The organism is Chitinophaga sp., assembly GCF_017745275.1.
In the GTDB taxonomy this organism is placed as follows: Bacteria; Bacteroidota; Bacteroidia; order Chitinophagales; family Chitinophagaceae; genus Chitinophaga.
Genome location: NZ_JAGHZS010000006.1, coordinates 112,672 through 139,259, shown reverse-complemented (window position 1 = coordinate 139,259; position 26,588 = coordinate 112,672). Strand labels below are relative to the sequence as shown.

Genomic DNA, 26,588 nt, shown 5'->3' with positions numbered 1-26,588 from the left:
GACGCTGCCCGCCTGACCCAGAACTCAGGTCGGGGATGCTGGTAAATCAAATCAATGGCAAGCATCTCAAATACAAATGCAGCCAGTGTCAGGTATCTTTCTAATATGCTTTTAGCAATTAGCTTTTAGCCCTTAGCCGCCCCTGGTTGAGGGCATTGATGTAGAAACTAATAGCTGAAAACAAGATAATATTAAAGGCTGACAGCCAGAGCTGACAGCTAAAGCAAAACAAACTAAAAGCTAATGGCTAAAAGCTGACAGCTAAAACAATGGATGTAAAAAAGGATATATTGTGGAGAGTGTATCTGTGCCTGATAGGCATGGCGCTGTTTGGCGTAGCCATCCTGGTAAAAGTATTCTATATCCAGCAAGTACAAGGCAACTACTGGCGCAGCATGGCCGATAGCCTGCACACCGGCTACGTGGCCCTCGATGCGGAAAGAGGTACTATCTACTCAGAAGAAGGCAGAATGCTGTCGACCTCCATTCCTTATTTCGATATCCGCATCGATTTCGCCGCCGATGGGCTCCGCGATAAAAACGGAAAAGTATTCGAAGAAAACCTGGACTCCCTCTCTTACAAATTGTCTGAAGTATTTGGTGACCGCACCAAAATCGCCTATAAACAATTACTGAGAGAAGGATATAAATCAAAGGATCGCTACTTCCTGCTGAAAAGAGACGTTCCCTTTAATCAATACCAGGAACTACGCAGCTTCCCCATGTTTCGCCTCGGCAAAAATAAAGGTGGCATGATCGCTGAATCCAAAAGTAAGCGCATCAACCCCTTTAAACTGCTTGCCAACAGAACCATCGGACTAGCCCGCGAAAATTCCCAAAGCGTAGGCCTCGAAAGAACCTACAACGATTACCTGAAAGGCGTTACCGGTAAAAGACTGATGCGCCGCATTGCCGGAGGTACCTACGTTCCCGTTGATGGTTACGATATTGAACCGGAAAACGGTCGCGATGTAGTCACTACCATCGATGTTAATATGCAGGATATTGTGGAAACAGCCCTCATGAACATGATGGTGGAAAATGAAGCAGACCAAGGTACCTGTATCCTCATGGAAGTAAAAACCGGCAAAATAAAAGCCATCGCCAATCTCGGTAAACAACCCGATGGCAACGGCTACTGGGAAAATATGAACTATGCACTGCAGGTAGCAGAACCTGGTTCCACTTTTAAACTGGCAACCGTTATCGCTGTGCTGGAAGATAAATACGCTACCATGAACTCCATGGTCAACATGGATGGTGGCCGCTGGCAGGTTGGACGCAGAACCGTTTTCGATTCAGAACCCCACCCGGGCCCGCAAAATGTAACCATCAAACACGCCTTTGAACTCAGTTCAAACGTGGGAATGGCAAAACTGGCCTACCAGTTTTATAACCGGCAACCGAATAACTTTGTCGCCCATTTGAAAAAATTGCGGCTCGATCAAAGCACCGGTATAGACCTGATAGGCGAAGGAAGACCAGTAATTAAAACCACTGCTTCCAAAACATGGAGCAACACATCCCTGCCATGGATGGCATTCGGATATGAAGTGCTCATCAGCCCGTTGCAAACCTGCATGCTGTACAACGCTGTAGCAAACAACGGTAAAATGATGAAACCCTACCTCGTCAATTCCATACAGGAATATGGCCAGGTAGTAAAACAATTTGAGCCTACTGTACTCATGGATAGCATCTGTTCTCAAAACACGCTGAAACAAGTACAGGCCATGCTCGAAGGTGTACCCATAGATGGTACCGCGAAAAAATTGCGGACCCCCTACTACGCTTTCGCTGCTAAAACAGGTACCGCACTCGTGGCTAATGGCAACCGCGGATATGCAGACAAGATCTACCAATCATCCTTTGCCGGCTATTTCCCGGCAAAAGATCCACAGTATACCTGCGTGGTAGTAATAAAAAATAAACCGCATGCATTGCGCTTTTACGGCGCAGGCGTTGCGGGTCCGGTGTTTAGAGAAGTGGCAGATAAGTTATATGCCATCGCAGTGGAAAAACAAAAACCCATGCAGGCCACCGTGCAACTGGATACCCTCCTCGCCCTGAAAAATGGAAAAGGAAGTGAATGGAAACAAATCCTGGGTACCCTGCAGCTGCCGGTAAACAGCTCCCCAGCCAATAACAGCTGGGTAAGCGCGAAGGTAACAGATCGTAAAATTGCCTTCCAACAGGTAACACAGATGAAAGGCGCTGTACCGGATGTTACCGGAATGGGATTGAAAGATGCACTCTACCTCCTCGAAAATGCAGGATTAAGAGTAGTGGTAAAAGGTGCCGGAAAAGTGAAAACACAATCACTCCCCGGCGGAACAAAATTAGGAAACGAACAAACTATCGTAATAGAACTGAGCTAGATGAAGACGCTGCGAGACATATTGTATAATGTAAGCATCCAGGCGGTGCATGGTAATACAGACATTGCCATCAACGCCCTGGCCATCGACTCCCGTGCCATCGGAGCCGGCGATGCTTTCATTGCAGTGAAAGGAGTACATGTAGACGGACACGCCTACATCGATAAAGCAATTGCGCAAGGTGCGGTAGCTGTAATCTGCGAAACATTACCTGACCAACGCACAGAAAATGTATGTTATGTACAGGTAAGCAACAGCGCCAACAGCAGCGGTATCATGGCAGGCAACTTCTATGATAACCCGTCACATAAAGTACAACTGGTAGGCGTTACAGGTACTAACGGTAAAACAACCATCGCCACCTTACTGTTCCGTTTGTTTACCAAACTGGGATATCACTGTGGACTATTATCTACAGTTCAAAATCAGATAGGCGATACCGTTATACCGGCTACACATACCACACCGGATCCTATCAGTCTTAATGCCCTGCTGGCGCAAATGGTAAAAGACGGTTGCCTCTATGTATTCATGGAAGTAAGTTCTCACGCTATCCACCAGCAACGTATAGCAGGATTAAAATTCGCGGGAGGCATCTTCAGTAATATCACCCACGACCACCTGGACTATCACAAAACATTTGATGAATACATCCGGGTGAAAAAATCATTCTTTGACAACCTGCCGGCAGACGCTTTTGCTATCACTAATCTCGATGATAAAAGAGGTATGGTGATGCTGCAAAATACCAAAGCGAAAAAAGCTACTTATAGCCTGCGCACCCTGGCTGATTTCAAAGGAAAGATCCTGGAAAATAATCTCACCGGACTGGTGATGCTCGTAGGTGATACCGAAGTCCATTTCCGCCTGATCGGTGAATTCAATGCCTATAACCTGCTGGCCGTTTATGGCGCCGGCATATTACTGGGCATCGATAAAGCAAAAGTACTACAGGCCCTCAGCGACATTCAAGGCGCAGAAGGCCGGTTCGATTATATCGTTTCTGACAAGGAACAAATTATCGCCATCGTAGATTATGCACATACACCAGACGCGTTGAAAAATGTACTGGCTACCATCAAAAATCTGCGCAAAGGCAACGAACACGTCATCACTGTAGTAGGCTGCGGCGGCGACAGAGACACCACCAAACGCCCCATCATGGGAGAAGTGGCCGTGGAAAACAGTGACCGTGTAATCCTGACATCAGATAATCCCCGCTCGGAAGACCCGGTGGCCATTATCCATGAAATGGAAGCAGGTATTCCTGTTCACCTGAAAAAGAAAGTACTGTCTATTACCGACCGGAAAGAAGCAATTAAAACTGCTCTTTCCCTCGCAGGCCCGGAAGATATTATCCTCGTTGCCGGTAAAGGACACGAAAAATACCAGGAAATCAAAGGAGTGAAACATCATTTCGATGATAAAGAAGTACTGGTGGACATGATGAAGCTGATGGAGAAATAAAATTAAAACTGAAACTGAAATACTTAATAATCCAATGACTTAAAAGCTTGTCTGACTGAACAGCAGCAGGTGGGCTACGACTAAAACTTATGTTATATTATTTTTTAAATTACCTGAAAACAGAATTTAAGATCAGCGTCATCGGCGGTGGTATGTTTCAGTATATCACTTTCCGTGTAACGATGGCATTACTGCTGTCGCTCGTGATCTCATTGCTGTTTGGTAAACGGATTATTAAGTTTCTGCAGAAAAAACAGATTGGTGAAACCATTCGTGAACTGGGTCTGCAAGGAGAAAACTCCAAAAAAGGTACCCCTACTATGGGTGGACTGATCATTCTCTCCGCCATCGTGATACCGACCTTATTGTTTGCACAGGTAGCGAATGTATACATCTGGCTGATATTATTATCCACTGTATGGTTGGGACTCATTGGTTTCCTGGACGACTACATCAAAGTATTTAAAAAGAATAAAGAGGGACTGGCAGGAAAATTTAAAATCATGGGGCAGGTAGGACTGGGCCTCATTGTTGGCTGTACCCTGTACTTCAACAATGATGTGGTAGTATCCCGTGAAGTAATGGGGGCAAAAAAACTGGCTCCCTATGAAAGACAAATCACTACCCATCCTGAACGTGTAACCCGTGATGGACACCGGTTTGTGGATGTAAAAACTCCTATTACCACCATTCCTTTTGTAAAGAACCATGAATTCAATTATTCAAAACTGATTTCCTGGATTCCGGGTGCTGAGAAATACACTTTCGTTCTTTATATACTGATCGTCATCTTCATTATTACCGCGGTATCTAATGGCGCTAATCTGACGGATGGACTGGACGGGCTGGCAACGGGTGTTTCAGGCATTATTGGGATAGGCCTCGGCATCTTTGCCTATGTATCCGGTAATATCCAGTTTGCGGAGTACCTGAACATCATGTATATCCCCAACCTGGGTGAACTGTCCATATTCATCGCCGCATTTGTAGGCGCCTGTATCGGATTCCTCTGGTACAATGCTTACCCGGCACAAGTGTTTATGGGAGATACCGGTAGCCTGGCATTAGGTGGCATTATCGCTTCCCTGGCTATTATTGTAAGGAAAGAATTGCTGATACCCATCTTCTGTGGCGTATTCCTGGTAGAATTATTATCTGTAATGCTGCAGGTATCTTACTTTAAATATACCAAGAAGAAATATGGTGAAGGCAGACGTATTCTGAAAATGTCGCCCCTCCACCACCATTATCAGAAAGTGGGTTATCATGAAAGTAAAATATCAGTTCGCTTCTGGATTGTTACCATCATGTGTGTGGTAGTAGCCATTGCGACACTGAAAATGAGATAATAAATTATACTAACAAAGAAGAATATACGAAATGGCACATAAACTCATCATATTAGGAGCCGGTGAAAGTGGAATTGGCGCGGCCTTGCTGGGAAAACAGCAGGGATATGATGTATTTGTATCTGACGGAGGAACAATAAAAGATAACTATAAACAGGAACTGGCGGTAAACCAGATCTCTTTTGAAGAAGGACATCATTCCTGGGATATTATCCTTGAGGCCAACGAAATCGTTAAGAGCCCCGGGATCCCTGAAAAGTCGGAACTGATGAAAAAGGTACGCGAAAAAGGCATACCCGTGATCTCCGAAATAGAGCTGGCCTACCGTTTCTCGACAGGTAAAAAGATTATTGCCATCACCGGCAGCAACGGCAAAAGTACCACTACTGCCCTCACCTACCACATCTTCAAAACCGCAGGACTGAATGTGGCCATGGTGGGGAATATTGGTATCAGCTATGCCAGGCAGGTGGCAACCGCACCGGCGGAGTATTATGTGATTGAAATCAGCAGCTTCCAGCTGGATGACATTAAGGACTTTAAACCCAATGTGGCCATCCTGCTGAACATCACGCCTGATCACCTGGATCGCTACGACTATAAAATGGAAAACTACGTAGCCTCCAAATTCAGAATCGCCATGAATCAAACAGCAGAAGACTATTTCATCTACTGCATGGACGATCCTGAGATCATGCGACATTTAGCGCAGCAACCCATTTATTCAGCATCAATACCTTTTACCATCATGAAACCACTGAAAGAAGGCGGCTTTATTGCCAACGACCAGTTGCACATCGATGTCAACGGAGATCCGGTTATCATGTCAATGTATGACCTGTCATTAAAGGGAAAACACAATCTGTATAATTCGATGGCAGCAGCAATTGCAGGCAGAACCATGGATATTAGAAACGAAAAAATCCGGGAAAGCCTTACCTCATTTGAAAGCCTCGAACACCGGATGGAATATGTGACGAGCGTGAGAGGTGTCGATTTTATTAACGATAGTAAAGCTACTAATGTAAACTCCGTTTGGTTTGCACTGGAAAGCTTCGATAAACCCATTGTCCTGATCATGGGCGGTGTGGATAAAGGTAACGACTATGACGCCATCCGCGACCTGGTGAAAGAAAAGGTAAAAGCCATCGTTTGCCTGGGAGTAGACAATACTCCCATCTTTGCAGCGTTGTCTAATGATACGCCTGTAATGATCAATACCACCAGCATGCATGACGCCGTACAGGAAGCCTTTAAACAGGCCAACAAAGGTGATATCGTGTTATTATCCCCGGCCTGCGCCAGCTTCGATCTTTTTAAAAATTACGAAGACAGGGGCCGAAAATTCAAAGATGAAGTAAAAGCCTTGTAAAAGGGGATCATAATAAATGGGTAAAACAAAAAACTAACAACAAACGGCAGGAAAGCTAATAGCTAACTGCTAAACGCTAAAAGCTAAAAATGACTGGATTGCTCTATAGAACAAAAGGTGATAAGGTTATCTGGACGATAGTATTCTTTCTATCGCTGGTAAGCCTCCTTGCCGTATATAGTGCTACCGGCTCTCTCGCCTACCGCGAACGGGGCGGCCATACGGAGTATTATCTCCTGAAGCAGCTTACGGTGCTGGCGATGGGACTGGTCATCATTTACTTTGCCCACCGCGTGAATTATACCATCTATTCCCGTGTGGCACAGATAGGCTTCCTGTTGTCGATACCATTACTGATATACACCCTGGCCTTCGGCCGGCATCTCAATGACGCCAGCAGATGGATCAGTTTACCAATCATCAACCTTACCTTCCAGACATCGGATGTGGCTAAACTCGCCATCTTCATGTATGTAAGCAGGCAATTATCCAGGCGTCAAAACCTGATCACAGATTTTAAAAAGGGATTTCTTCCCATCATCATACCGGTAGGCATTATCTGCGCACTGATTATGCCGGCCAATATGAGTACCGCCCTGTTACTGGGTGCCAGTTGTATGTTGCTCTGCTTTATCGGCAGGGTACCACTACGGTTCCTGGCTTCCATGGTGGCAGCAGGGGCCCTGTTGGTGATGTTGTTATTCCTGGTGGCGAAAGTAACCAGTATGGAAATGCGTACCAAAACCTGGGAAAAACGTATCGACAACTTCATACATGGTGATCATACGGAAATGCCTTACCAGGTGCAACAAGCTAACATCGCCATTGCAGGCGGTGGCTTTTTAGGTAAAGGCCCGGGCAATAGTACACAACGTAACTTCCTGCCGCACGCCTATTCCGATTATATCTATGCTACCATCATTGAAGAATATGGCATGTTTGGCGCGTTCCTGATTTTGGCGGCATATATGATTTTGTTGTTGAGAAGTATCCGCATTTATAAACGATGTCCTTATGCTTTTGGAGCATTCCTGGCAGTAGGACTCAGTGTAACATTGGTTATACAGGCATTAACCAATATGGCTGTAAACGTGCATCTGTTCCCGGTTACAGGGGTTACGCTACCACTGGTGAGTATGGGAGGGTCTTCTGTTTTATTTACCAGTATGGCCATCGGTATTATCCTGAGTGTATCCAGGAATGTGGAAGAAATGGAAGGAAAACAGGCAGAAAAAGAACGTTTGGAAAGAGTAATGGCGAATGCAGAAAACGCTGCAGTCGCTTAATACGTATTTATATAGCATCAATCGCAATTAGTATTAGTATATGCAACGCAAAGTGATCATAGCAGGCGGCGGTACCGGAGGACATATCTTCCCGGCAATAGCGATCGCGAACGCGTTGAAAAAATTGCAACCGGACATCAACATCTTATTTGTAGGTGCTACCGGGAAAATGGAAATGGAGAAAGTGCCACAGGCAGGATATCCGATAGAAGGACTGGAAATAGCAGGTTTTAATCGCAGCAATATCTTCAAAAATATTTTGCTGCCTTTCAAAATATGGAAAAGCCTGCGTCGTGCAAAAGCCATCCTGGAGAACTTTCAACCGGATGCAGTAGTGGGCGTAGGCGGATATGCCAGCTTCCCGATGCTGAACCGGGCACAAAAAAATGGTATTCCGACCCTGATACAGGAACAAAATTCCTTTGCAGGTAAAACGAATAAAATATTAGGCAGGAAAGCAAAGAAGATTTGCGTAGCATACGATGGTATGGAAAAATTTTTCCCGGCAGATAAACTGGTAATGACCGGAAACCCTGTCAGGAACAATATTTCACAATCGGCCGTTACCCGGGAAGATGCCCTGCATCACTTTGGATTACGCACCGACAAGCAAACCATCTTTGCAGTGGGCGGCAGCCTGGGGGCTAAATCCATTAATGAAGGATTGCAGCCTTTGCTGAAAACCATCGTGGATAAAGACATACAGCTCATCTGGCAAACAGGAAAGCCCTATTACGAAACTGCAAAAGCAGCAGCAGCACCTTATGAGTCGCATATCAAAGTATACGATTTCATCAACGTGATGGACTTCGCCTACAAAGCCGCAGATGTAGTGTTATCAAGAGCCGGTGCATTGGCCATCGCAGAATTATGCGTCGTGAAAAAGCCTGTGATCTTTGTGCCTTATCCTTTTGCAGCGGAAGATCATCAAACTTCCAACGCCATGAACCTGGTGAACAAACAAGCCGGTTTAATCATTAAGGATGACGAAGTAAAATCACAATTAAGCAGTGTATTGTTCAGCCTCCTGCAAAACAGGGCGTTGATGGAACAACTGGAAAATCATATCGGTAAACTGGGCAATCCCAATGCAGATATGGTGATTGCAAAACAAGTATTGGAAATTATTTAGTGTTTTTTAGCAGCATATATGGATTTGAATAGCATACAAAGAGTTTATTTCATCGGTATCGGTGGTATTGGCATGAGCGCCATTGCACGCTTTTTTAATGAAAAAGGAGTGCATGTGAGTGGTTATGATCGTACTGCCACCCCGCTTACCAGCAAACTGGAAGCAGAAGGTATGCAAATTCATTACAAAGACGATGTGAACGAAGTAGATAAAGCTGCGAACCTGGTAGTGTATACGCCGGCGATACCAGCCAGTCATACAGAATTACAATGGTACCGTGATAATGGATATGAAGTAGTAAAACGTAGTGACGTACTGCAGGAGATTACCCGCGCAATGTTCGCTATCACCGTAGCTGGTACACATGGTAAAACCACCGTTTCTACGATGATTGCCCACCTGCTGACCGATAGCGGATATGGCTGTAATGCTTTCCTGGGAGGCATCAGTGTAAACTATAATAAAAATTTCTGGAGCAGCGACAGACAGGTTGCGGTGATCGAAGCAGATGAATACGACCGGTCCTTCCTGAAATTAAGTCCGGATGTAGCGGTGCTGACTGCCATGGATGCAGATCACCTGGACATATACGGTACTCCGGAAGCAATGGAAGAAGCTTTTATTCAATATACACACAATATTAAGCCCAATGGCACGCTGATTGCTAAGTTCGGCCTGCATCGGAATAAAGAACTCAATGCTACCAATAAGTTGTTGTATAGTTTACAAAACGATGCTGCCAACGCCTATGCCGCTAACATCCGCATGCACAACGGAGGATACGAGTTTGACGTGATGCAGCAGGATTGGATGATCGACAATATTTCACTGCACATTGGTGGTATGCACAACGTGGAGAATGCAGTAGCTGCTATCACCGTAGCACATCTGCTGGGAATTGGGGCTGATAAGATACGAGCTGCCATGGCTAATTTCCAGGGTATCAAACGCAGGTTTGAATATGTAATAAAAACTGACAAAGTTGTTTATATAGATGATTATGCACACCATCCGGAAGAATTACGCGCATTGATCAGCAGCGCTAAAGCGCTATTCCCGGGTAGAAAATGTACAGTTGTTTTCCAGCCACATTTATTTACCCGTACCCGCGATCTGGCAGATGGTTTTGCGGAAAGTCTTTCCCTGGCAGACGAAGTGATTCTCCTCCCTATCTACCCGGCACGTGAGCTGCCAATAGAAGGAGTGAGCAGTGAGATGATAGCAGAGAAGATGACAACGCCGGTCACCATCGTTCCGAAGGAAAAGTTACTTGAATATCTCAGTGGTAAAGAATTGTCATTGCTGATCACCGCAGGTGCAGGCGATATTGATACGTTCAGAGAACCAATAGCAGATTTATTAAAAAAGCAATAACAATATAAAGCTGAAAATACTTGTCTAAAACCACCACAATATTAAAACGTCTGGGCATCGCTCTCCTCTGGGGAATGGCGCTTTCTGGCTTTGTAGTATTGCTGGTAGCGGCTATACAGGATAAAGACGCTGGTAAATGCAAGAGTATCCAGGTGAAATTTGAAGGGAAAGACGATAATTTTTTTATTGAATCCAAAGACATCAAATCCCTGCTCACGAAAGACAAAAGTCTGAACCCGATCGGTAAACGTATCGGCGAGATCAACATCTCCAAACTGGAAGCACTCGTAGATCAGGATCCATGGGTAAAGAACGCGGAAATTTATTTTGATAACGGACAACGACTGAACGTCAAAATAACACAACGTGAGCCGGTAGCAAGGGTGTTTACCTTTTCCGGTAATAGCTTTTACCTGGATGCGGCAGGAGAACATATTCCGGTGTCCAGTCGCTACGCCGCCAGGGTACCCGTATTCACCGGCTTTCCTACAGATGCAGAAAAGCTGCAAAAAGCTGACAGCCTTTTATCCGCGCAAATCGTAGATATGGGAACGTATATCGGTAATGACCCTTTCTGGATGGCGCAGGTGGAACAACTGATGATCACGGAAGACCGGAGATTTGAGTTTATACCTAAACTGGGAGACCAGGTGATTGCTTTTGGAGAAGGAATAGATATCGATAAAAAATTTACCAAGCTATTGGCTTTTTACAAAGAAGGATTGAATAAAGTGGGCTGGAATAACTATACACGGATCAACATCGCTTTTGACGACGAAGTCGTATGTACCCGTAAAGATGGTGTAGCGCCTTTACAGCCAGTGCTCAAAACAGATAGTTTGAAACTGGCCGGAGCAGATGAGCCACCTATTTCAGACACAGAAGACTCCACTGCAAGTGCACCGGCGCCAGTAAAACCGGAACATGCAGTAGCTGCCAAACCGGTTGAAAAACCGAAACCCGCAGCAAAACCAAAGGCTAAGCCGCAGCCCGTGAAAGAGAAGAAAAAAGAGAAAGTAGCTGCGCCAGCCAAACAACAACCTAAAGCAGTGTATAAGCCAGGGAATAAATCTGTTAACACATCAAAAAAACAAACAACGCCATGAATCAGGAAGCTCCCATCATTGTAGGACTCGACATAGGTACTACGAAGATTGCTGCCATAGCAGGACGGAAGAATGAATACGGGAAACTGGAAATCCTGGGATTCGGTAAAGCTACATCGTTTGGTGTGCAGCACGGTATGGTGCTGAACATAGACCAAACCATAAAAGCGATCAGGCAAGCACTCGAAAATTGTTATGCATCCAACCCCAACCTGGAGATTAACGAAGTATATGTTGGTATAGCCGGTCATCATATCAAAAGTTTGCAAACCCGCGGCGACATTGTGCGTAACGACACCGATGCAGAAATATCCCAGAAAGATATTGACCAGCTGATCAACGATCAGTATAAAACAGTTATTCCCGCGAGCGATCAGATCATCGATGTGATCCCGCAGCAATATATTGTGGATAGTTTGCAGAATATCACCTACCCTATTGGTATGTCTGGGGTGAAGGTGGGCGCCAACTTCCACATCATTACCGGCGACAAAAACGCCATCCGTAACATTAACCGCAGCGTGGAAAAATCAGGCCTCAAAATCCGTGACCTGGTATTACAACCACTGGCCTCCGCTGCCGCTGTTATGTGCGACATGGACTTTGAAGCAGGTGTAGCCATTGTTGATATTGGTGGTGGTACCACTGACCTGGCAGTGTTTTACGAAGGTATCCTCAAACATACTGCAGTAATCCCTTATGGCGGTGAAAACATTACCAACGACATTAAAAACGGACTGGGGGTATTAAAAACACAGGCAGAACAGATGAAAGTGCAATTTGGTTATGCACTGGCAGATGAAGCAAAAAGCAATGCCTATATCACCATTCCGGGATTAAGAGGTCAGAGCCCAAAAGAGATTTCAGTGAAGAACCTGGCGCACATCATACAGGCGCGCATGAGTGAAATACTCGATTTCGTAGTATATCATCTCAAACAAATCGGTATGGATAATAAAATGCTGAATGGCGGTATTATCCTGACTGGTGGCGGATCTCAACTGAAACATCTCATACAGTTAACAGAATATACTACCGGCGCAAGCGCCCGTATAGGTTTCCCCAATGAGCACCTGGCAAGCGGCCACATAGACGAATTAACCAAGCCTATGTATGCAACCTGCGTAGGGCTGATCCTGAAAGGATATAATGATTTTGAAAATGATCGTAAAGCACTGGAAGAAAATTATGTAAAAATTAATACTAGCTATCTTGCCAAAGAACAGGCTGCTCAGTCAGTAACTCCAACAGACGACTGGATAGAAGAAGCTGCCCCCACCAGCCAGGAAATACAGGACAGGAAAGCGAAAGAACGGAACGCCTCACTGAAAAACTTCCTCGATAAGATGAAAACAAAAATCATCGATATGTTCACGGAAGAAGAGGATGCAAAACTTTAAAAGTTAAATGGCGCAATTGTTGCAAAAACGAAACGTTAATAAATAAGAATTAAGAACCGATAAACTAATAATGACAGGACAAATGAACCATAGTAACAGTAAAGCATATACGCACTTAATTCTTAATAGTTCATTATTATTTATCGTACTAACCCATAAAAGTTTAGAGTCATGATACATTTTGATCTTCCTAAGGAAAAATCTTCTATCATCAAAGTCATCGGCATAGGTGGTGGTGGAAGTAATGCGGTGAATCATATGTATAGCCAGCGCATTGACGGGGTAAATTTCATTATTTGCAATACGGATGCACAAGCTATTGCTAATAGCCCTGTTCCCAACAAAATTCAGTTGGGACCACACCTGACCCAGGGACTGGGAGCCGGTGCCAATCCGGAAATCGGAAAACAGGCGACAGAAGAATCCTTTGAAGAAATCAAAAAAATACTGGAGGTAAATACCAAAATGGCCTTCATTACTGCCGGTATGGGCGGTGGTACCGGTACCGGTGGCGCTCCTATTATCGCCAAAATATGCAAGGAACTGGGTATTTTGACGGTGGGTATCGTTACCACACCGTTCTCCTATGAAGGTAAGAAAAGGATGCTGCAGGCTGATGAAGGTGTGACCCGCCTGAAAGAATATGTAGATACCCTGCTGATTATCTCCAATGATAAATTACGCCAGAAATTCGGTGACCTGAAATTCAAGGCTGCCTTCGAAAAAGCAGACAACGTACTGGCTACCGCCGCGAAGTGTATTACAGATGTAATCAACTCTACCGGTCAGATCAACGTGGACTTTGCCGACGTTTGTACCGTTATGCGTAACGGTGGCGTGGCTATCCTCGGTGCGGCACTGGCTGAGGGCGAAAACCGTGCACAAAGAGCTATCGAAGACGCTTTAACTTCTCCGTTGCTGAATGATAACGATATACGCGGTGCTAAATGGATCCTCATCAACATCTCTTCTTCCGAAGGTGAATTTGAACATACACTGGATGAAATGGATATCATCCAGGCCTATGTACAAAGCCAGGCAGGAGAAGATTGCGACGTGATCCTTGGTGTAGGCTACGATCAAACACTGGACAGACAACTGGGTGTAACCATCATTGCTACCGGTTTTGAACAAAAACCCATCACACAGCAAAAAATGACACCCTCCAGCCCGGAGCGCGTAGAACCTAAAATTGTAATGCAGTTAGGTAAAGATGGTGATGAAAAAAAAATGAGCGGCGTACAACAGGCGCAGGGCCTGCTGTTCCAGGAGCCACAGGATCTGATGGCCCCTCGTCTCATGGAACCAGTGATCACCCATCCTGAACCTGTAACAGCTTATACACCACCACAGCCACAACAACAGGCGCCTATTGCTCCTGCCCGTCAGAACTATGTGCTGAATATACAACAGGTACCACCTGCACAGCCACAACAACCTGACCAGCAGCAGATTCAACAACAATATCAACAGGCCCAACAACAAATGCAGCAGCAAATGCAACAACAGCAAATGCAGCAGCAGCCTGTTCAACAGCCGGTACAACAAATACCTCCTGCACATGCACCACAACCGAATGTAAATATCATTCAACCACAAGCTGGCAATGCTGCAGGCGGATATTTAACAAGACCGTCTCATATTTACGTAGAACCAGGTACTCCTTCTCCTGAAATGAAGATGGTGTATAAAGAAGAAGAAGGCGCTGTAAATGTACCGCCTGCTCCTCCTGAAGTGCCTATGCAACAGGCTTATGAAGACCTGGAAGAACAGAAACGCAAACAGGCAGAAAGAGTAGCCAAATTACGCAGCATTAGTTTCAATGTGAAAAACATGGACAATAACGCGGAACTGGAAAATGTACCTGCTTACCTGCGTAGAAATGTAAACCTGGATAACGGTGCCGGCTCTGCTGAGCACTTCTACTCCAATTACACTGTGAGCGGCGAGCCAGGCCAGAATAACCATACAGAAATCAATACGATCAATACTTTTTTAGATGGGAAAAAGCCCGATTGATGAACACATTTGATTGTTTTTTAGTTGTGTTAAAAAAAATCCTCCGGTTCCCCGGAGGATTTTTTTTGCAGATAATAAGAGCAGCAACTGCTAATTGTGTTAAAAATTATTCAAGGCTTGTTGAGCCACTCCCAATACCTGCGCAGCTGGCGTATTTTTGAGCGTTTCTTCCTCAAATGGCTTCAAAATGCTGTTTAACTGGTTTAGCGCAGTGGAATTATTGGTGCGGGTAAACTCCGCTTTCAATATCCTGATTTTCTCGTAATCCTGTATTCCTTCTACCAATCTTTCAAAACGAATAGAAGTTCTCGGTCCCGGATATACGAAATAGGTATCTCCTGCCGCCCAGGTACGGAAACGGGAATCCTGCAATGGAGCTGCTACCCAGCAGTTAAATGCCCAGCGCAAATAACCGGTATAGCCTTTCAATGCCGCATGCCAACCCATGAAGGCTGATTCCGCCGGCGGAGAGAAAGTAAAAGTATTCGGAAATCCCTCAGTGCAACAGGTATAAAAAGTAGTAGGCAACCCTTTCGCCAGGCGTGCTTTCATCACATCTTCAGGAAAAGACTCCTTCAATGCAATACAATAATCATGAATTTCATTGGCCAACGGCGCGTGGTAAGAACCAGCCAGCGATACCTTGAAATCCTTATCAGCCTTACGAATCACGGCCAGGGCCTGTTTCATATCTTCCATAGGTCTTTCATCCATGGCTATTGCTGTGATATTAAACCAACCCTTTGCTTTCAGATGCTTCACAAAATCATTCAGCATAGGTTGCCAGTGAGCGGTATATTCCCTGGTACCTGGTTTCGCTACAATAAAAGTATCTTTTGCAGTAGCTTCATCATAATAGTAAAATTTCAGGTTCCATGGAATCATGCTGTAGCAGTTGATCTCCTTATGGATGCCCTGATCCATCATGTACTGTACCCATTTATCAAAGATGCTGTAATCATATACCCAGCTACCATTCTTCTTCCTGGTCCATTTTACCATGGTACCGTAGATATCTTCTGTTTGGCTATTCCATGGGTCATAGATAATAGTTGCTGTAATCACTTTCTGCCCGGCATCCGCCAGCATTTTGATGTATGGCTTCATGGCCTTGAAATGGGCTTCACTCCACGGTTTCACGCCGTATACCCGCGCTATAGCATAAGGACTTTGCCAGAGGTCAAGATGAAAGCTCCAGTCTTTCGGAGCTGGCAGTGTATGATCCAGCACTTTTACCTCGTAAGGCATATTTACAGTGGCTGTACCGCTTTTTACAGCTACGCTGCCTTTATATAATCCGGCTGGCGTATTGGCAGGCACCTGTATACTCAGCCAAACTGGCTGTGTGCTTTTGGCAGCGATATCTCTTCTATGAATGATATCAATACCATCCGGAACCAGGGAAGAATCAAATTCGCCAGGCTTGCGATATCCGCAGCCACCGCCATCTTTATTCAGGCCGTCCGTCATTACATACCTTATAAATCCGGTGGTAATAGCGTTCTCGCCAATCTGATGGCCTTTGTCATCCTGTAACGCTGACGCCTGCACGGTTACCGCTGATTGTGCCGCAGTAGACCAAAGCACCAGTTGGGTGTGAATACGTTCTCCTTTCCAGGCAGTTGCTTTCCAGGAGTCTGTGGCTTGGCTGTTATCAGGAGCATTTCGTTTTTCATAACGGGTATCAGCAGTTCCAAATGCTACGTGGAGCCGGGTGTCTTTAACTGCATCCCAGGAGGCCTGATTAACGGGTTTTGGATCGGGCAATTCCCTGTAATCCCCGGCAGGATTGGTTTGCGCCCATACGTTTTGTTGCAGTGCCAGGACTACCAGCACGCCAAAAAATTTGTTCACCATACTAAATTTTGCTTTTTACAGAAGTCGGGATCAATATTCCCTTACAGAAACAGGTCCCCTTATCTGCCAATATCTATAAAAAAAACTGGAATATCCAATTTGTAGGATAGACGGAAAGAGCAGAAAGCAAAAAGCTATTGAGGCGAATGATAAGCGCGAGTACACTAGATACTCATCCGCTCCTATCATTCGCCTCAATAGCTTTTTGCTTTACGCTTTATGCTTTATGCTTACTGTTAATGTACGATCCGCTTCAGTTGCAGATTGGTAACAGGCGCTACCACCAGCGGATATTTCTCAATGGTCACATAACTGGAGTCCAGCCCAAAGCCTCTTTCTTCCGATAAACTGATTTTTTTCAGGAAGAAGTACATCTTCATGATCATTCTTTCATACAATGGTAAATCGTTGTCATGTGACAGGAATTTCTCCATCACAATAAACTGGAAGTCGCCCACCACATTGTTTTTACTTAGTGATTCATAGCGGCTGGTAATGTTCACTTCCTTGTTGCGTACCATGTCTTCCACCACCATTCTGAACATCAGGTTAATGCGTTGTTCCACTTTGAAACCAAGGCGGAATTCCACACGTATCACCTCGTTTGGAATAATGGTTTGTACGGAATATTCACTCAAATAAGGCTCATCTACTACGTCTACGTGAACAAACCAGTAGATGTCTGCCCGTTTCGGCTTTTTATTGAGAATGGAATAAATGATTTTATGTTCTATCTCCTTAGGATTATCGGCACTACTCATATATACCAGGTGGGTAGCGTATTTAGGGATAGAAGTATCATTACTTAATTCCTGGATAATAGGCAGGTAATCTTCCAGTCGTACAAATTCCACGTAACGGTTCTTGATTTTACGGGATTTGAACCAAACGATCATCACCAGGAATAAGGCGCCTGCTATAATTACGGTCACATACCCTCCATGCATAAACTTCACCATATTGGCGAAAAGGAAGGAAAATTCGATCGTAAAATAGACGACCAGGTATAATAATATCCAGCCCACCCAGACCCTTTTCGTGTAGAGATAAAAGGCAAAGAGGCAGGAAGTCATGAGCATACAGATAGTGATAGATAATCCATAGGCAGCTTCCATATTGGACGATTCCTGGAAAATCAGCACGATAGCTGCACAACCTACAAACAGCATGGTATTGATACCAGGAATGTAAAGCTGTCCTCTCATTTCAGTGGGGTAGTTTACCCGCATTTTCGGCCATAAATTCAGTCGCATGGCCTCAGATATGAGGGTAAAGGAACCAGATATCAATGCCTGGCTGGCTATTACAGATGCCAGGGTGGCTATTAATACGCCAAAAATGATAAACCATTCCGGCATAATGGTAAAGAATGGGTTCTGGTCTTTCGGGATAATCTGTCCTTTCTGCGTGAGCAGCCAGGCGCCTTGTCCCAAATAATTCAAAATAAGGCAGGATTTAACGAAAATCCAGGATACCCTGATGTTTCCTCTACCGCAGTGACCAAGGTCAGAATACAATGCTTCCGCCCCTGTTGTACACAGGAATACAGCGCCTAATATGAGAAATCCTTTCGGATAAGTGGTTAAGAGTTCAATAGCGTAATGGGGGCTGAATGCTTTAAAGATGCTGAGGTCGTCGGCAATATGGGAAATACCGAGGATACCGAGCATAGAAAACCATAATACCATGATGGGTCCAAACATACGACCAATGGACACCGTGCCGAACTGTTGCATAACAAAGAGGCCCGTGATGATGGTCAATACAATTTTTACAATGGTAAGTTGGCCGAGATCTTTAAATACTTCCAGCGTTCTTAGCCCCTCAATGGCGGAGGTAACGGTAATAGGAGGAGTAATGATACCATCTGCGAGCAGTGCGGCGCCACCGATCATACCAAAAATAACGGTCCATCTGGCGTGCCGTCGTACCAATGCATACAGTGAAAAGATACCACCTTCTCCTTTATTATCTGCCCGGAGGGTCAGGATAACGTATTTAACGGTGGTTTGCAGGGTAAGTGTCCAGATAATACAAGAGATACCGCCTATCACGAGCAGGTCGCTGATGGGGTTTCCTCCTACGATGGCCTTGAAAACATAGAGTGGAGACGTTCCGATGTCGCCGTAGATAATACCAAGTGCTACTACGAGACCTGCCAGGGAGACCTTGTTAATGTTTATTCCCACGTAATAATAAGTTGGTTAAAAAGCCTTCAAAATTAGGGGTAAATATTGACACTCCAATAATAATTCTAATGGAGCATCCGGGGCAAAAAAAATCCTCTCCCGAAAAAGGGAGAGGATTCTTTTTAGTTATCATCTTAATGAGTGATACTGATTAGTTAGCTGGAGCTAAGTCAACAGTGCCAGACTCACCAGGAGTGTTTTGTTTGATGAAACGACCGCGGTCGATACCTTGTTTGTCAGCCAGGTAGTCGATTACTGAATCAACGCGACGGCTGCTCAGATCAACACCACCTTTCTTACCTTTTGCACCTGCGTGGCCAGTAACCAGTACGTTGCAAGAAGGATGAGATTTCAGGCTGGAAGCAACAGAAGCCAGGATAGCTTCTTGATCTTTACCAACTTTGGTAGAGCTACCTTTGAAGGAAACGCTAGGCAGAACCAGGCTATTGCAAGCTTCTACTGGACGGTTTTTGCAGCATTCTGGATCTGGGCATTTACCAACGCCATCAGCATCAACTGGTTGGCAGTAAGTTGGAGTGATCAGTTGTTTGTCTTTGTAATCAGGAACGCCATCACCGTCAGTATCTTTAGCTACACCGTGAGAATCAACTGGTGCACCTGCTGGAGTGTTAGGTTCGCGATCGAATTGGTCAGTTACGCCATCACCGTCAGCATCAGGCAGAACCGGAGCTGGGATCTTCATGTGACGTGGGTTGCTCAGCTCGCTGTAAGCGTATTCCAGTGGGTTGATCCACCATAATGGCTGTACGCGTTTAGAAGAGTTACCCAGGTTGAAGTTCAGACGTAAGCTGGTGTAAGAGTAGAAATCTTTGGTAGAACCACCAGGACCAGGATATCCATCCAGGTATGCATCAAATGGCATGGTGATTTTTTCTTCCAGACCGATGTTGAAGCGTTTAGAAACTTTGAACGCTACACCAGTACCGAGATCCAGAGCGTGACGGAGTAATTGGTTGTCATCTTTACGTCCGATAGCAATTCTGTTACCCTGAGAAGGAGCATTTTGCTCATATTTCTTGTCTCTCAGGTTGTTCAGTTGTTTGCGGATATCGCTACGTTTTGCACCGAAGTTAATACCGGAATAGTCATAACCATTACCGTTTGCATCCAATGCGTCAACGTCAACGTCAGCCATTACGATAGAGTAACCAGCCAGTAAGTACCAGTTAACTTTAGGTTCAGCTCTGTAGAACAGGATGTTGCTCAGAGAAGCCAGCACGTCCAAAGACAGTTGGTGGTTCTGAGATTTGTAGTTTGGAACAATCATTCCACCGTTCTTAGCAGCGGTAGCAGCCCATGGATTGATTCCACCAGCTGGAACGTTTGGACGCAGTTTGTAGTCCTGGCCTTTATCGATAGAACCGATGTATTCAGCTCTCAGGGAGAAGGTATGACCCAGTGCTTTTCTCAGGGAGATACCGCCACCAAAACCTGGTTGAGCAGGAACAGTTCCGTCAATCACGTGTAAACCACCGCTAAAACCCAGTTCCCACATATCTCTCGGTTTAGCCGGGAAATTTGATTGGTGGTTCGTGAAGTTATTTTGTTGTACCATACGCTTGCTAGACACTTTGGTGCTATCCAGAGCATCGTAGCCGGTTGGTTGAACCTGTGCAAAACTAGAAGATGCTGATAGTAAACCCACAGCGCCTGCCAGTAATAAGTACTTTTTGCTTGCCATAATTGTTTTTTTTATTAAAAACTGTTAAAAATTTACTAATAACCCGTTTTTTACCTAGCAAAGGTAAATATCATAAATGAATATACAAATTTTTCTTGCAATATTATTTTCATTGATAAGTCCCTCAAAACTAGAGCGTAAATGAAAGTATTTATATACCTTAAATCCTGTTAAGTTAAACTTATGTATATCCTGTGTTAAAGGAAACTTTAAGCCGTGTTAAAAGAATGTTATACTCCATATACAAATTAAAGGCCAAAATGTTAAAATGTGATTTATAAAACCTAGCTTAGCAATCCTTTTTTATTAATACATGGACGATATTAAACACCTGATAGGGAAAGAATTACAGGATTTTGAGAGTAAGTTCGCAGATTCAGTAAAAAGTCATGTGCCATTGCTGGACAGGATCATGCACTACATTGTGAAACGCAAAGGCAAGCAGATCAGGCCCATGTTTGTTTTATTATCAGCAAAACTTTTCAATGACAATATCCAGGAAAGTACCTACCGCGCCGCTGCGCTGGTAGAATTGCTGCATACCGCCACCCTGGTGCATGACGACGTGGTAGACGATGCCAATGAACGCAGGGGCCTCTTCTCTATCAACGCTTTATGGAAAAATAAAATAGCCGTCCTGGTGGGCGACTACCTCCTGTCAAAAGGACTGTTACTGTCGCTTAATAATAATGACTTCCGGACTTTACAGATCTTATCTGAAGCCGTGAAAGAAATGAGCGAAGGAGAATTACTCCAGATTGAGAAAACCCGTAAACTCAATATCAAAGAAGATATTTATTTTGAAATTATCCGCCGCAAAACAGCGTCATTACTTGCTTCCGCCTGCGCCGCCGGTGCGTGGAGCAGCAGCAATGATGAACATACCACTGAACAGATGCGCCTGTTCGGAGAAAAAGTCGGCGTCGCTTTCCAGATAAAAGATGACCTGTTCGATTATGGCTCTGCCAAAATCGGTAAACCTACCGGCATCGACATACGGGAGAAAAAAATGACCCTCCCCCTTATCTATACCCTGGAACATGCCTCCACAGAAACCAGGAGAAAAATTATTAACATAGTAAAAAATCATAATACTGATAAAGACCGCGTAGAAGAAGTCATCCGTTTGGTGAAATCATCCGGCGGTATCGATTACACCAGGCAAAAAATGTTTGAATACCGCGACGAAGCCCTTACCATCTTACATAAATTCCCTGAAAATGCCGTCAGAAAAGGATTGGAATCGCTTGTAAGATTCACCACCGACAGAACATTTTAGAAAGAATAAAAAATAATGTAATATGCGGATAGAGCCAAAGGCTTACTAAAACAAAATAATGCAAAAACGCTGGACAGTAAAGGCATATCAACCAAATCAGGAACAATTACTTCAATCATCATTGCGTATACATCCGTTGCTGTGCCGGCTGTTGGTACAACGAAATGTGACCAACTTTGAAGCTGCCCGGCAATTTTTTCGCCCAACGCTTGAAGATCTCCATGATCCCTGGCTGATGAAAGACATGGATAAAGCCATTTCCCGTATTGAACTGGCATTTTTCCAACATGAGAAAATACTGATTTACGGAGATTATGATGTAGACGGCTGTACCGCTGTTGCGACTGTGTATGCTTTTCTACAGAAGCTCTACAATAATATCGAATTTTATATCCCACACCGCTACCGGGAAGGATATGGCATTTCTATGCAGGGTATTGAATACGCCCGCGACAACGACTTCAGCCTGATTATAGCACTGGACTGCGGTATTAAATCCATCGATCATATTACAGTGGCCAAAGAATGGGGGATCGACTTCATTATTTGCGATCACCATCTTCCCGATGCCATATTACCGCCGGCAGTTGCCATTCTCAATCCTAAGCAAGCCGACTGCCCCTATCCTTACAAAGAACTAAGTGGCTGCGGTATTGGATATAAGATGATCAGTGCCTTTGCGCAAAAAAGAGGACTACCTGCTTCTGAAGCCAATAAATTCCTGGACCTGGTTGCTACCAGCATTGCAGCGGATATTGTACCCATGACCGGGGAAAACCGGATACTCGCGTTTCACGGCCTTGTAAAAGTAAATGAGGATCCGCTGCCTGGCATTAAAGCCCTGATTGCACTCAGTGCCTTAAAGGAAAAATTGACCATCGCTAACCTGGTATTTGTGATTGCCCCCCGCGTAAATGCCGCCGGCAGAATGGATGATGCCAGGAAAGCAGTGAATCTTTTTATTGAAAATGATGTGGAAAAAGCCGCAGCTATCGCAGCAGTACTCCATGCCGATAATTTCGACCGGAAAGAAATAGACAACACCATTACACAGGAAGCCATCTCCCTGTTGCAAAATGATGCCGATATCGCCAAAAGGAAATCCACCGTATTATACCAGGCACACTGGCATAAAGGCGTAGTGGGCATCGTAGCCTCCAGGCTCATTGATAAATATTATTACCGCCCTACTATTATCCTTACTCAATCAAACGATGACCATGTAGCCGGATCGGCCCGTTCCGTAATGGGTTTCAATGTATACGAAGCTATTCATCAATGTAAAGACCTCCTCGAAAATTATGGCGGCCATTTTTACGCCGCAGGTATGACGCTGAAAACAGAAAATGTGAAAGCATTCCAGGAGCGCTTCGAAGAAGTAGTAGCCAACAGCATACGTCCGGACCAGCTGGTACCTGAAATAGTGATCGATTCTGAAATTCAATTTGCAGATATCACGCCCGCGTTTTTTAATATCCTCAAACAATTTGAACCACTGGGACCTGAAAATCTGCGCCCGGTTTTCCTGGCCAGGAACCTTGTCGATAATGGCTATTCAAAAATTGTAAAAGATGAGCATATCAAGTTTTCAGTAAAACAGGGCAGATATGGCCCTACTATGTCCGGTATCGGATTTTACATGGCCGAAAAATTTCCGCTGCTGGCGGATAAAAAACCAGTTGACCTGGTGTTTTCACTGGACGAAAATGAATGGAACGGCCAAACCTCTCTGCAACTGAAAGTAATTGACATCCGGCCTTCCAAAAATTAATATCATACAGCTATTTTATTACAGCACATTATAACAACTGCATAAAATAATCGCTATTTATGTTGCTTCAACAACCACGTATATACGTCAGCGTTAGCATAGGTACGCGTCCAGGCATCGTGACCTCCATTAGGATACTCTGTATACTGCACATTGCTTCCCATCGCTTTTAGCGCATTTACCAGCGTACGCGAATTGCTCACATTAACCGTAGGGTCATCCGCACAATGAAAAACCCAGGCAGGCATATTTTTCAGCGCCGGCATGCGATTTACATCACCTCCGCCACAAATAGGAATAATGGCAGCAAATTTTTCCGGACGGGCAGAACTCCAGTCCCAGGTACCATATCCTCCCATACTCAAACCGGTCAGGTAAACCTTTGAGGGATCCACATGATATTTAGCCAATACCTCCTTGTAAAGGATATCCAGGTATTGCGGATTCCACCAACCACTTAAACATTGTGGAGCTATCATCACAAAAGGTTTTCCACCTACTACCTTTACCAGTCCTGCATTTCTCAATGCATTAATGTCATTACCCATTTCCCCTATTCCATGCAGGAAAATGACTACCGGCCATTTATAACTTTTTTCACTGTTATACTTATCCGGGATGTATAACAGGTAGTTGCTTATATTTCCACCCCTGGTATCTATTTTTTGTACGGTGATACCGGGAGTTTGTTGGGCGAAAGTATCTGCCGGAGGTGTTACCGGCGGCGTGGTTACTGGTGGTGTTGGTTCAATAGGGGTAACAGTTCCTGTTTTAGAGCAGGAAAAAAGTGCGAGCATACTAAACACGCAGATATGGCTAAAAATCTTAATTACTTCTTTTTTCATATAACTACTATAAACTAAAAGTCCCTCCACGCTTGTAGCGTGAAGGGACTAGGTTTTACAATATTTTTCTCCTGCTTTATTTTATCAGCAGCTTCGGGGGTTGCTGCAAATAACAACTAAAAAAACAGGAAAAGAAATATTTTTTATTGTGTAGTTACACTATTTTTTTTCATGCATTAATTCCACGCTCCTGTTTACAAAAGCAGTCAGATCTGCGCCGGTCAACAGATTCTGGGATAATAACGCCAGGTCAGCCAGGTTCTTGATTTGCTTCTGCTGTAACTCACTATTACCTTCTTTCAGAATTTGCGTGTATACCGGGTGGTTCGCATTTACCGTCATGTTGATTTCATCAGGCATATTGGCATACCAGTTCATTCCTCCACCGCCCATTGCAGCCATATCTTTCATACGGCGCATCAGCTCCGGACGGGTAACAATTACCGGCTGTGCTTCTGCACTCAAACCTTTCATTTCTACCTTGATGTTAGGCTGTGTTACCTGCGCACCAAATAATTCTTTCAGTGTACCTTCCTGCTCCTGCGATAATACAGTAGTAGCATTTTCATCTTTATCAATCAGGTTATCTGCAATATCCGCGTCTACACGGGTAAATGAAACGTTGTCCCATTTCATTTCCATATTGTTGATGAAAGCTGCATCTACCAGCGTTTCCATCTTCACTACGATGAAACCTTTATTTTTTGCTGCCTGTATGTAACTGTCCTGTTGCACCGGGTTTGTAGCATACAATATCACCAGTTTCTGCTCTTTATTGGTTTGCAGCGCGGCAGCAGCAGTGCGGTATTCTTCCTGGGTATAGAATTTACCACCGGCCACATCTTCCATAATCAGGAATTTGTTCGCTTTTTCCATGAACTTATCATCGGTCATCATACCGTATTTCACGAACAAGCCAATTGACTCCCATTTATCTTCAAAAGAGGTGCGATCATTACGGAAAATTTCATCCAGTTTATCGGCTACTTTTTTGGTGATATGCGCGTTAATTTTCTTCACGTTAGGATCGCCCTGCAGATAGCTACGACTTACGTTCAGCGGGATATCCGGGCTATCAATTACACCATGCAGCAGCATGAGGAATTCAGGCACAATATCTTTTACTTCATCCGTTACATACACCTGGTTGGAATACAGATTGATTTTATCTTTCTGCATTTCATAGGTCTTGTTAATTTTCGGGAAGTAGAGAATACCGGTTAAATTAAAAGGATAATCTACATTCAGGTGAATCCAGAATAAAGGTGGTTCCGCAAATGGATACAATTCCTTATAAAAATTCTGATAATCTTCTGTTGTGAGTTCGCTTGGTTTTTTAGTCCACGCAGGATTGGTGTTGTTGATCTGTGTTCCTTCAAAAGTAACCGGAACAGGCAGGAATTTACAGAATTTATCGAGTATAGAACGGATGCGTCCATCTTCCAGGAATTCTTCGCTTTCCTCATTGATGTACATCACAATTTCGGTACCTCTGTCGGCTTTGCTGGTTTCTTCCAATTCATATTCAGGGCTGCCATCACATTCCCAGCGAACGGCGGTGGCGTCTTCTTTCCAGGATTTGGAGAAGATTTCTACCTTGCTGCTCACCATGAAAGAAGAGTAAAAACCAAGACCAAAATGTCCGATGATATTGGTGCCACTCTCCTGTCCTTTGTACTTTTTCAGGAACTCTTCTGCTCCGGAAAAAGCCACCTGGTTAATATATTTGTCCACCTCTTCCGCAGTCATACCAATACCATGATCTGCGATGGTAATTGTTTTTTTCTCTTTATCTACTCTTACATCAATGGAGATATCTCCCAGATCACCTTTGAACTCACCAACACTGGCCAGGGTCTTTAACTTCTGGGTAGCATCTACCGCGTTACTTACCAGCTCGCGGATAAAAATTTCATGATCGGAATACAGGAACTTCTTGATAATTGGGAAAATGTTCTCTGTTTGAACACGTATTGCACCTTTTTGCATCGGTTATCTGATTTTTTGAGTGAACTTTTCAAAGGGTGTGCCAGCAGAAGGATACTGACAAGATGACAACAAA

The 26,588-nt window shown here is 44.4% G+C and carries 17 protein-coding genes; 12 read left to right on the top strand and 5 right to left on the bottom strand.

Going from position 1 to position 26,588, the window contains the following annotated elements:
• The first annotated feature begins 269 nt into the window (after positions 1-269).
• From J7623_RS17690 to ftsZ, 10 genes are all read left to right on the top strand, one after another.
• The gene (locus J7623_RS17690) at positions 270-2,378 is read left to right on the top strand and encodes a penicillin-binding protein (protein WP_291922761.1); all 2,109 of its coding nucleotides are present in this window, start codon (positions 270-272) and stop codon (positions 2,376-2,378) included.
• Positions 2,379-3,845 carry a UDP-N-acetylmuramoyl-L-alanyl-D-glutamate--2,6-diaminopimelate ligase gene (locus tag J7623_RS17685; protein ID WP_291922759.1) on the top strand — a complete coding sequence of 489 codons (1,467 nt, stop codon included), beginning with the start codon at positions 2,379-2,381 and terminating at the stop codon, positions 3,843-3,845.
• Between the two features lie 89 nt (positions 3,846-3,934).
• Entirely contained in the window at positions 3,935-5,194 is a 1,260-nt protein-coding gene (gene mraY / locus J7623_RS17680; RefSeq protein ID WP_291922757.1) for a phospho-N-acetylmuramoyl-pentapeptide-transferase, read from the top strand.
• Between the two features lie 31 nt (positions 5,195-5,225).
• Positions 5,226-6,566, top strand: a complete 1,341-nt coding sequence (gene murD / locus J7623_RS17675) for a UDP-N-acetylmuramoyl-L-alanine--D-glutamate ligase (RefSeq protein ID WP_291922755.1) — start codon at positions 5,226-5,228, stop codon at positions 6,564-6,566.
• A gap of 89 nt (positions 6,567-6,655) precedes the next feature.
• The gene (locus tag J7623_RS17670; RefSeq protein WP_291922753.1) at positions 6,656-7,852 is read left to right on the top strand and encodes an FtsW/RodA/SpoVE family cell cycle protein; all 1,197 of its coding nucleotides are present in this window, start codon (positions 6,656-6,658) and stop codon (positions 7,850-7,852) included.
• A 40-nt stretch (positions 7,853-7,892) separates the two neighbouring features.
• Positions 7,893-8,984 (top strand): undecaprenyldiphospho-muramoylpentapeptide beta-N-acetylglucosaminyltransferase, encoded by a 1,092-nt coding sequence (gene murG / locus J7623_RS17665; RefSeq protein ID WP_291922751.1) that lies wholly within the window; start codon positions 7,893-7,895, stop codon positions 8,982-8,984.
• Between the two features lie 18 nt (positions 8,985-9,002).
• The gene (gene murC / locus J7623_RS17660) at positions 9,003-10,358 is read left to right on the top strand and encodes a UDP-N-acetylmuramate--L-alanine ligase (RefSeq protein ID WP_291922749.1); all 1,356 of its coding nucleotides are present in this window, start codon (positions 9,003-9,005) and stop codon (positions 10,356-10,358) included.
• Between the two features lie 20 nt (positions 10,359-10,378).
• Positions 10,379-11,464, top strand: a complete 1,086-nt coding sequence (locus J7623_RS17655; protein ID WP_291922747.1) for a hypothetical protein — start codon at positions 10,379-10,381, stop codon at positions 11,462-11,464.
• Positions 11,461-12,864 carry a cell division protein FtsA gene (gene ftsA / locus J7623_RS17650; protein WP_291922745.1) on the top strand — a complete coding sequence of 468 codons (1,404 nt, stop codon included), beginning with the start codon at positions 11,461-11,463 and terminating at the stop codon, positions 12,862-12,864. The genes J7623_RS17655 and ftsA overlap by 4 nt, the downstream gene beginning before the upstream one ends.
• 171 nt (positions 12,865-13,035) lie before the next feature.
• On the top strand, positions 13,036-14,883 hold the full coding sequence (gene ftsZ, locus J7623_RS17645; protein ID WP_291922743.1) for a cell division protein FtsZ: 1,848 nt from the start codon (positions 13,036-13,038) through the stop codon (positions 14,881-14,883).
• 99 nt (positions 14,884-14,982) lie between these two features.
• Here the strand turns inward: ftsZ and J7623_RS17640 are convergent, their stop codons facing one another.
• From J7623_RS17640 to J7623_RS17630, 3 genes are all read right to left on the bottom strand, one after another.
• Positions 14,983-16,740 (bottom strand): glycoside hydrolase domain-containing protein, encoded by a 1,758-nt coding sequence (locus J7623_RS17640; RefSeq protein WP_291922741.1) that lies wholly within the window; start codon positions 16,738-16,740, stop codon positions 14,983-14,985.
• Between the two features lie 236 nt (positions 16,741-16,976).
• Entirely contained in the window at positions 16,977-18,929 is a 1,953-nt protein-coding gene (locus tag J7623_RS17635; protein ID WP_291922739.1) for a KUP/HAK/KT family potassium transporter, read from the bottom strand.
• Between the two features lie 151 nt (positions 18,930-19,080).
• Entirely contained in the window at positions 19,081-20,631 is a 1,551-nt protein-coding gene (locus J7623_RS17630) for an OmpA family protein (RefSeq protein WP_291922737.1), read from the bottom strand.
• Between the two features lie 313 nt (positions 20,632-20,944).
• Here J7623_RS17630 and J7623_RS17625 point away from each other — a divergent pair, with 313 nt between their 5' ends.
• On the top strand, positions 20,945-21,910 hold the full coding sequence (locus tag J7623_RS17625) for a polyprenyl synthetase family protein (protein ID WP_291922734.1): 966 nt from the start codon (positions 20,945-20,947) through the stop codon (positions 21,908-21,910).
• Positions 21,911-21,968: 58 nt separating this feature from the next.
• Positions 21,969-23,681, top strand: a complete 1,713-nt coding sequence (gene recJ, locus J7623_RS17620) for a single-stranded-DNA-specific exonuclease RecJ (RefSeq protein ID WP_291922732.1) — start codon at positions 21,969-21,971, stop codon at positions 23,679-23,681.
• Positions 23,682-23,734: 53 nt separating this feature from the next.
• Here the strand turns inward: recJ and J7623_RS17615 are convergent, their stop codons facing one another.
• A complete protein-coding gene (locus tag J7623_RS17615) occupies positions 23,735-24,526 on the bottom strand; it encodes a dienelactone hydrolase family protein (protein WP_291922730.1) in 792 nt (263 codons plus the stop codon).
• Positions 24,527-24,685: 159 nt separating this feature from the next.
• Positions 24,686-26,515, bottom strand: a complete 1,830-nt coding sequence (gene htpG / locus J7623_RS17610) for a molecular chaperone HtpG (RefSeq protein ID WP_291922729.1) — start codon at positions 26,513-26,515, stop codon at positions 24,686-24,688.
• Positions 26,516-26,588 lie beyond the last annotated feature (73 nt).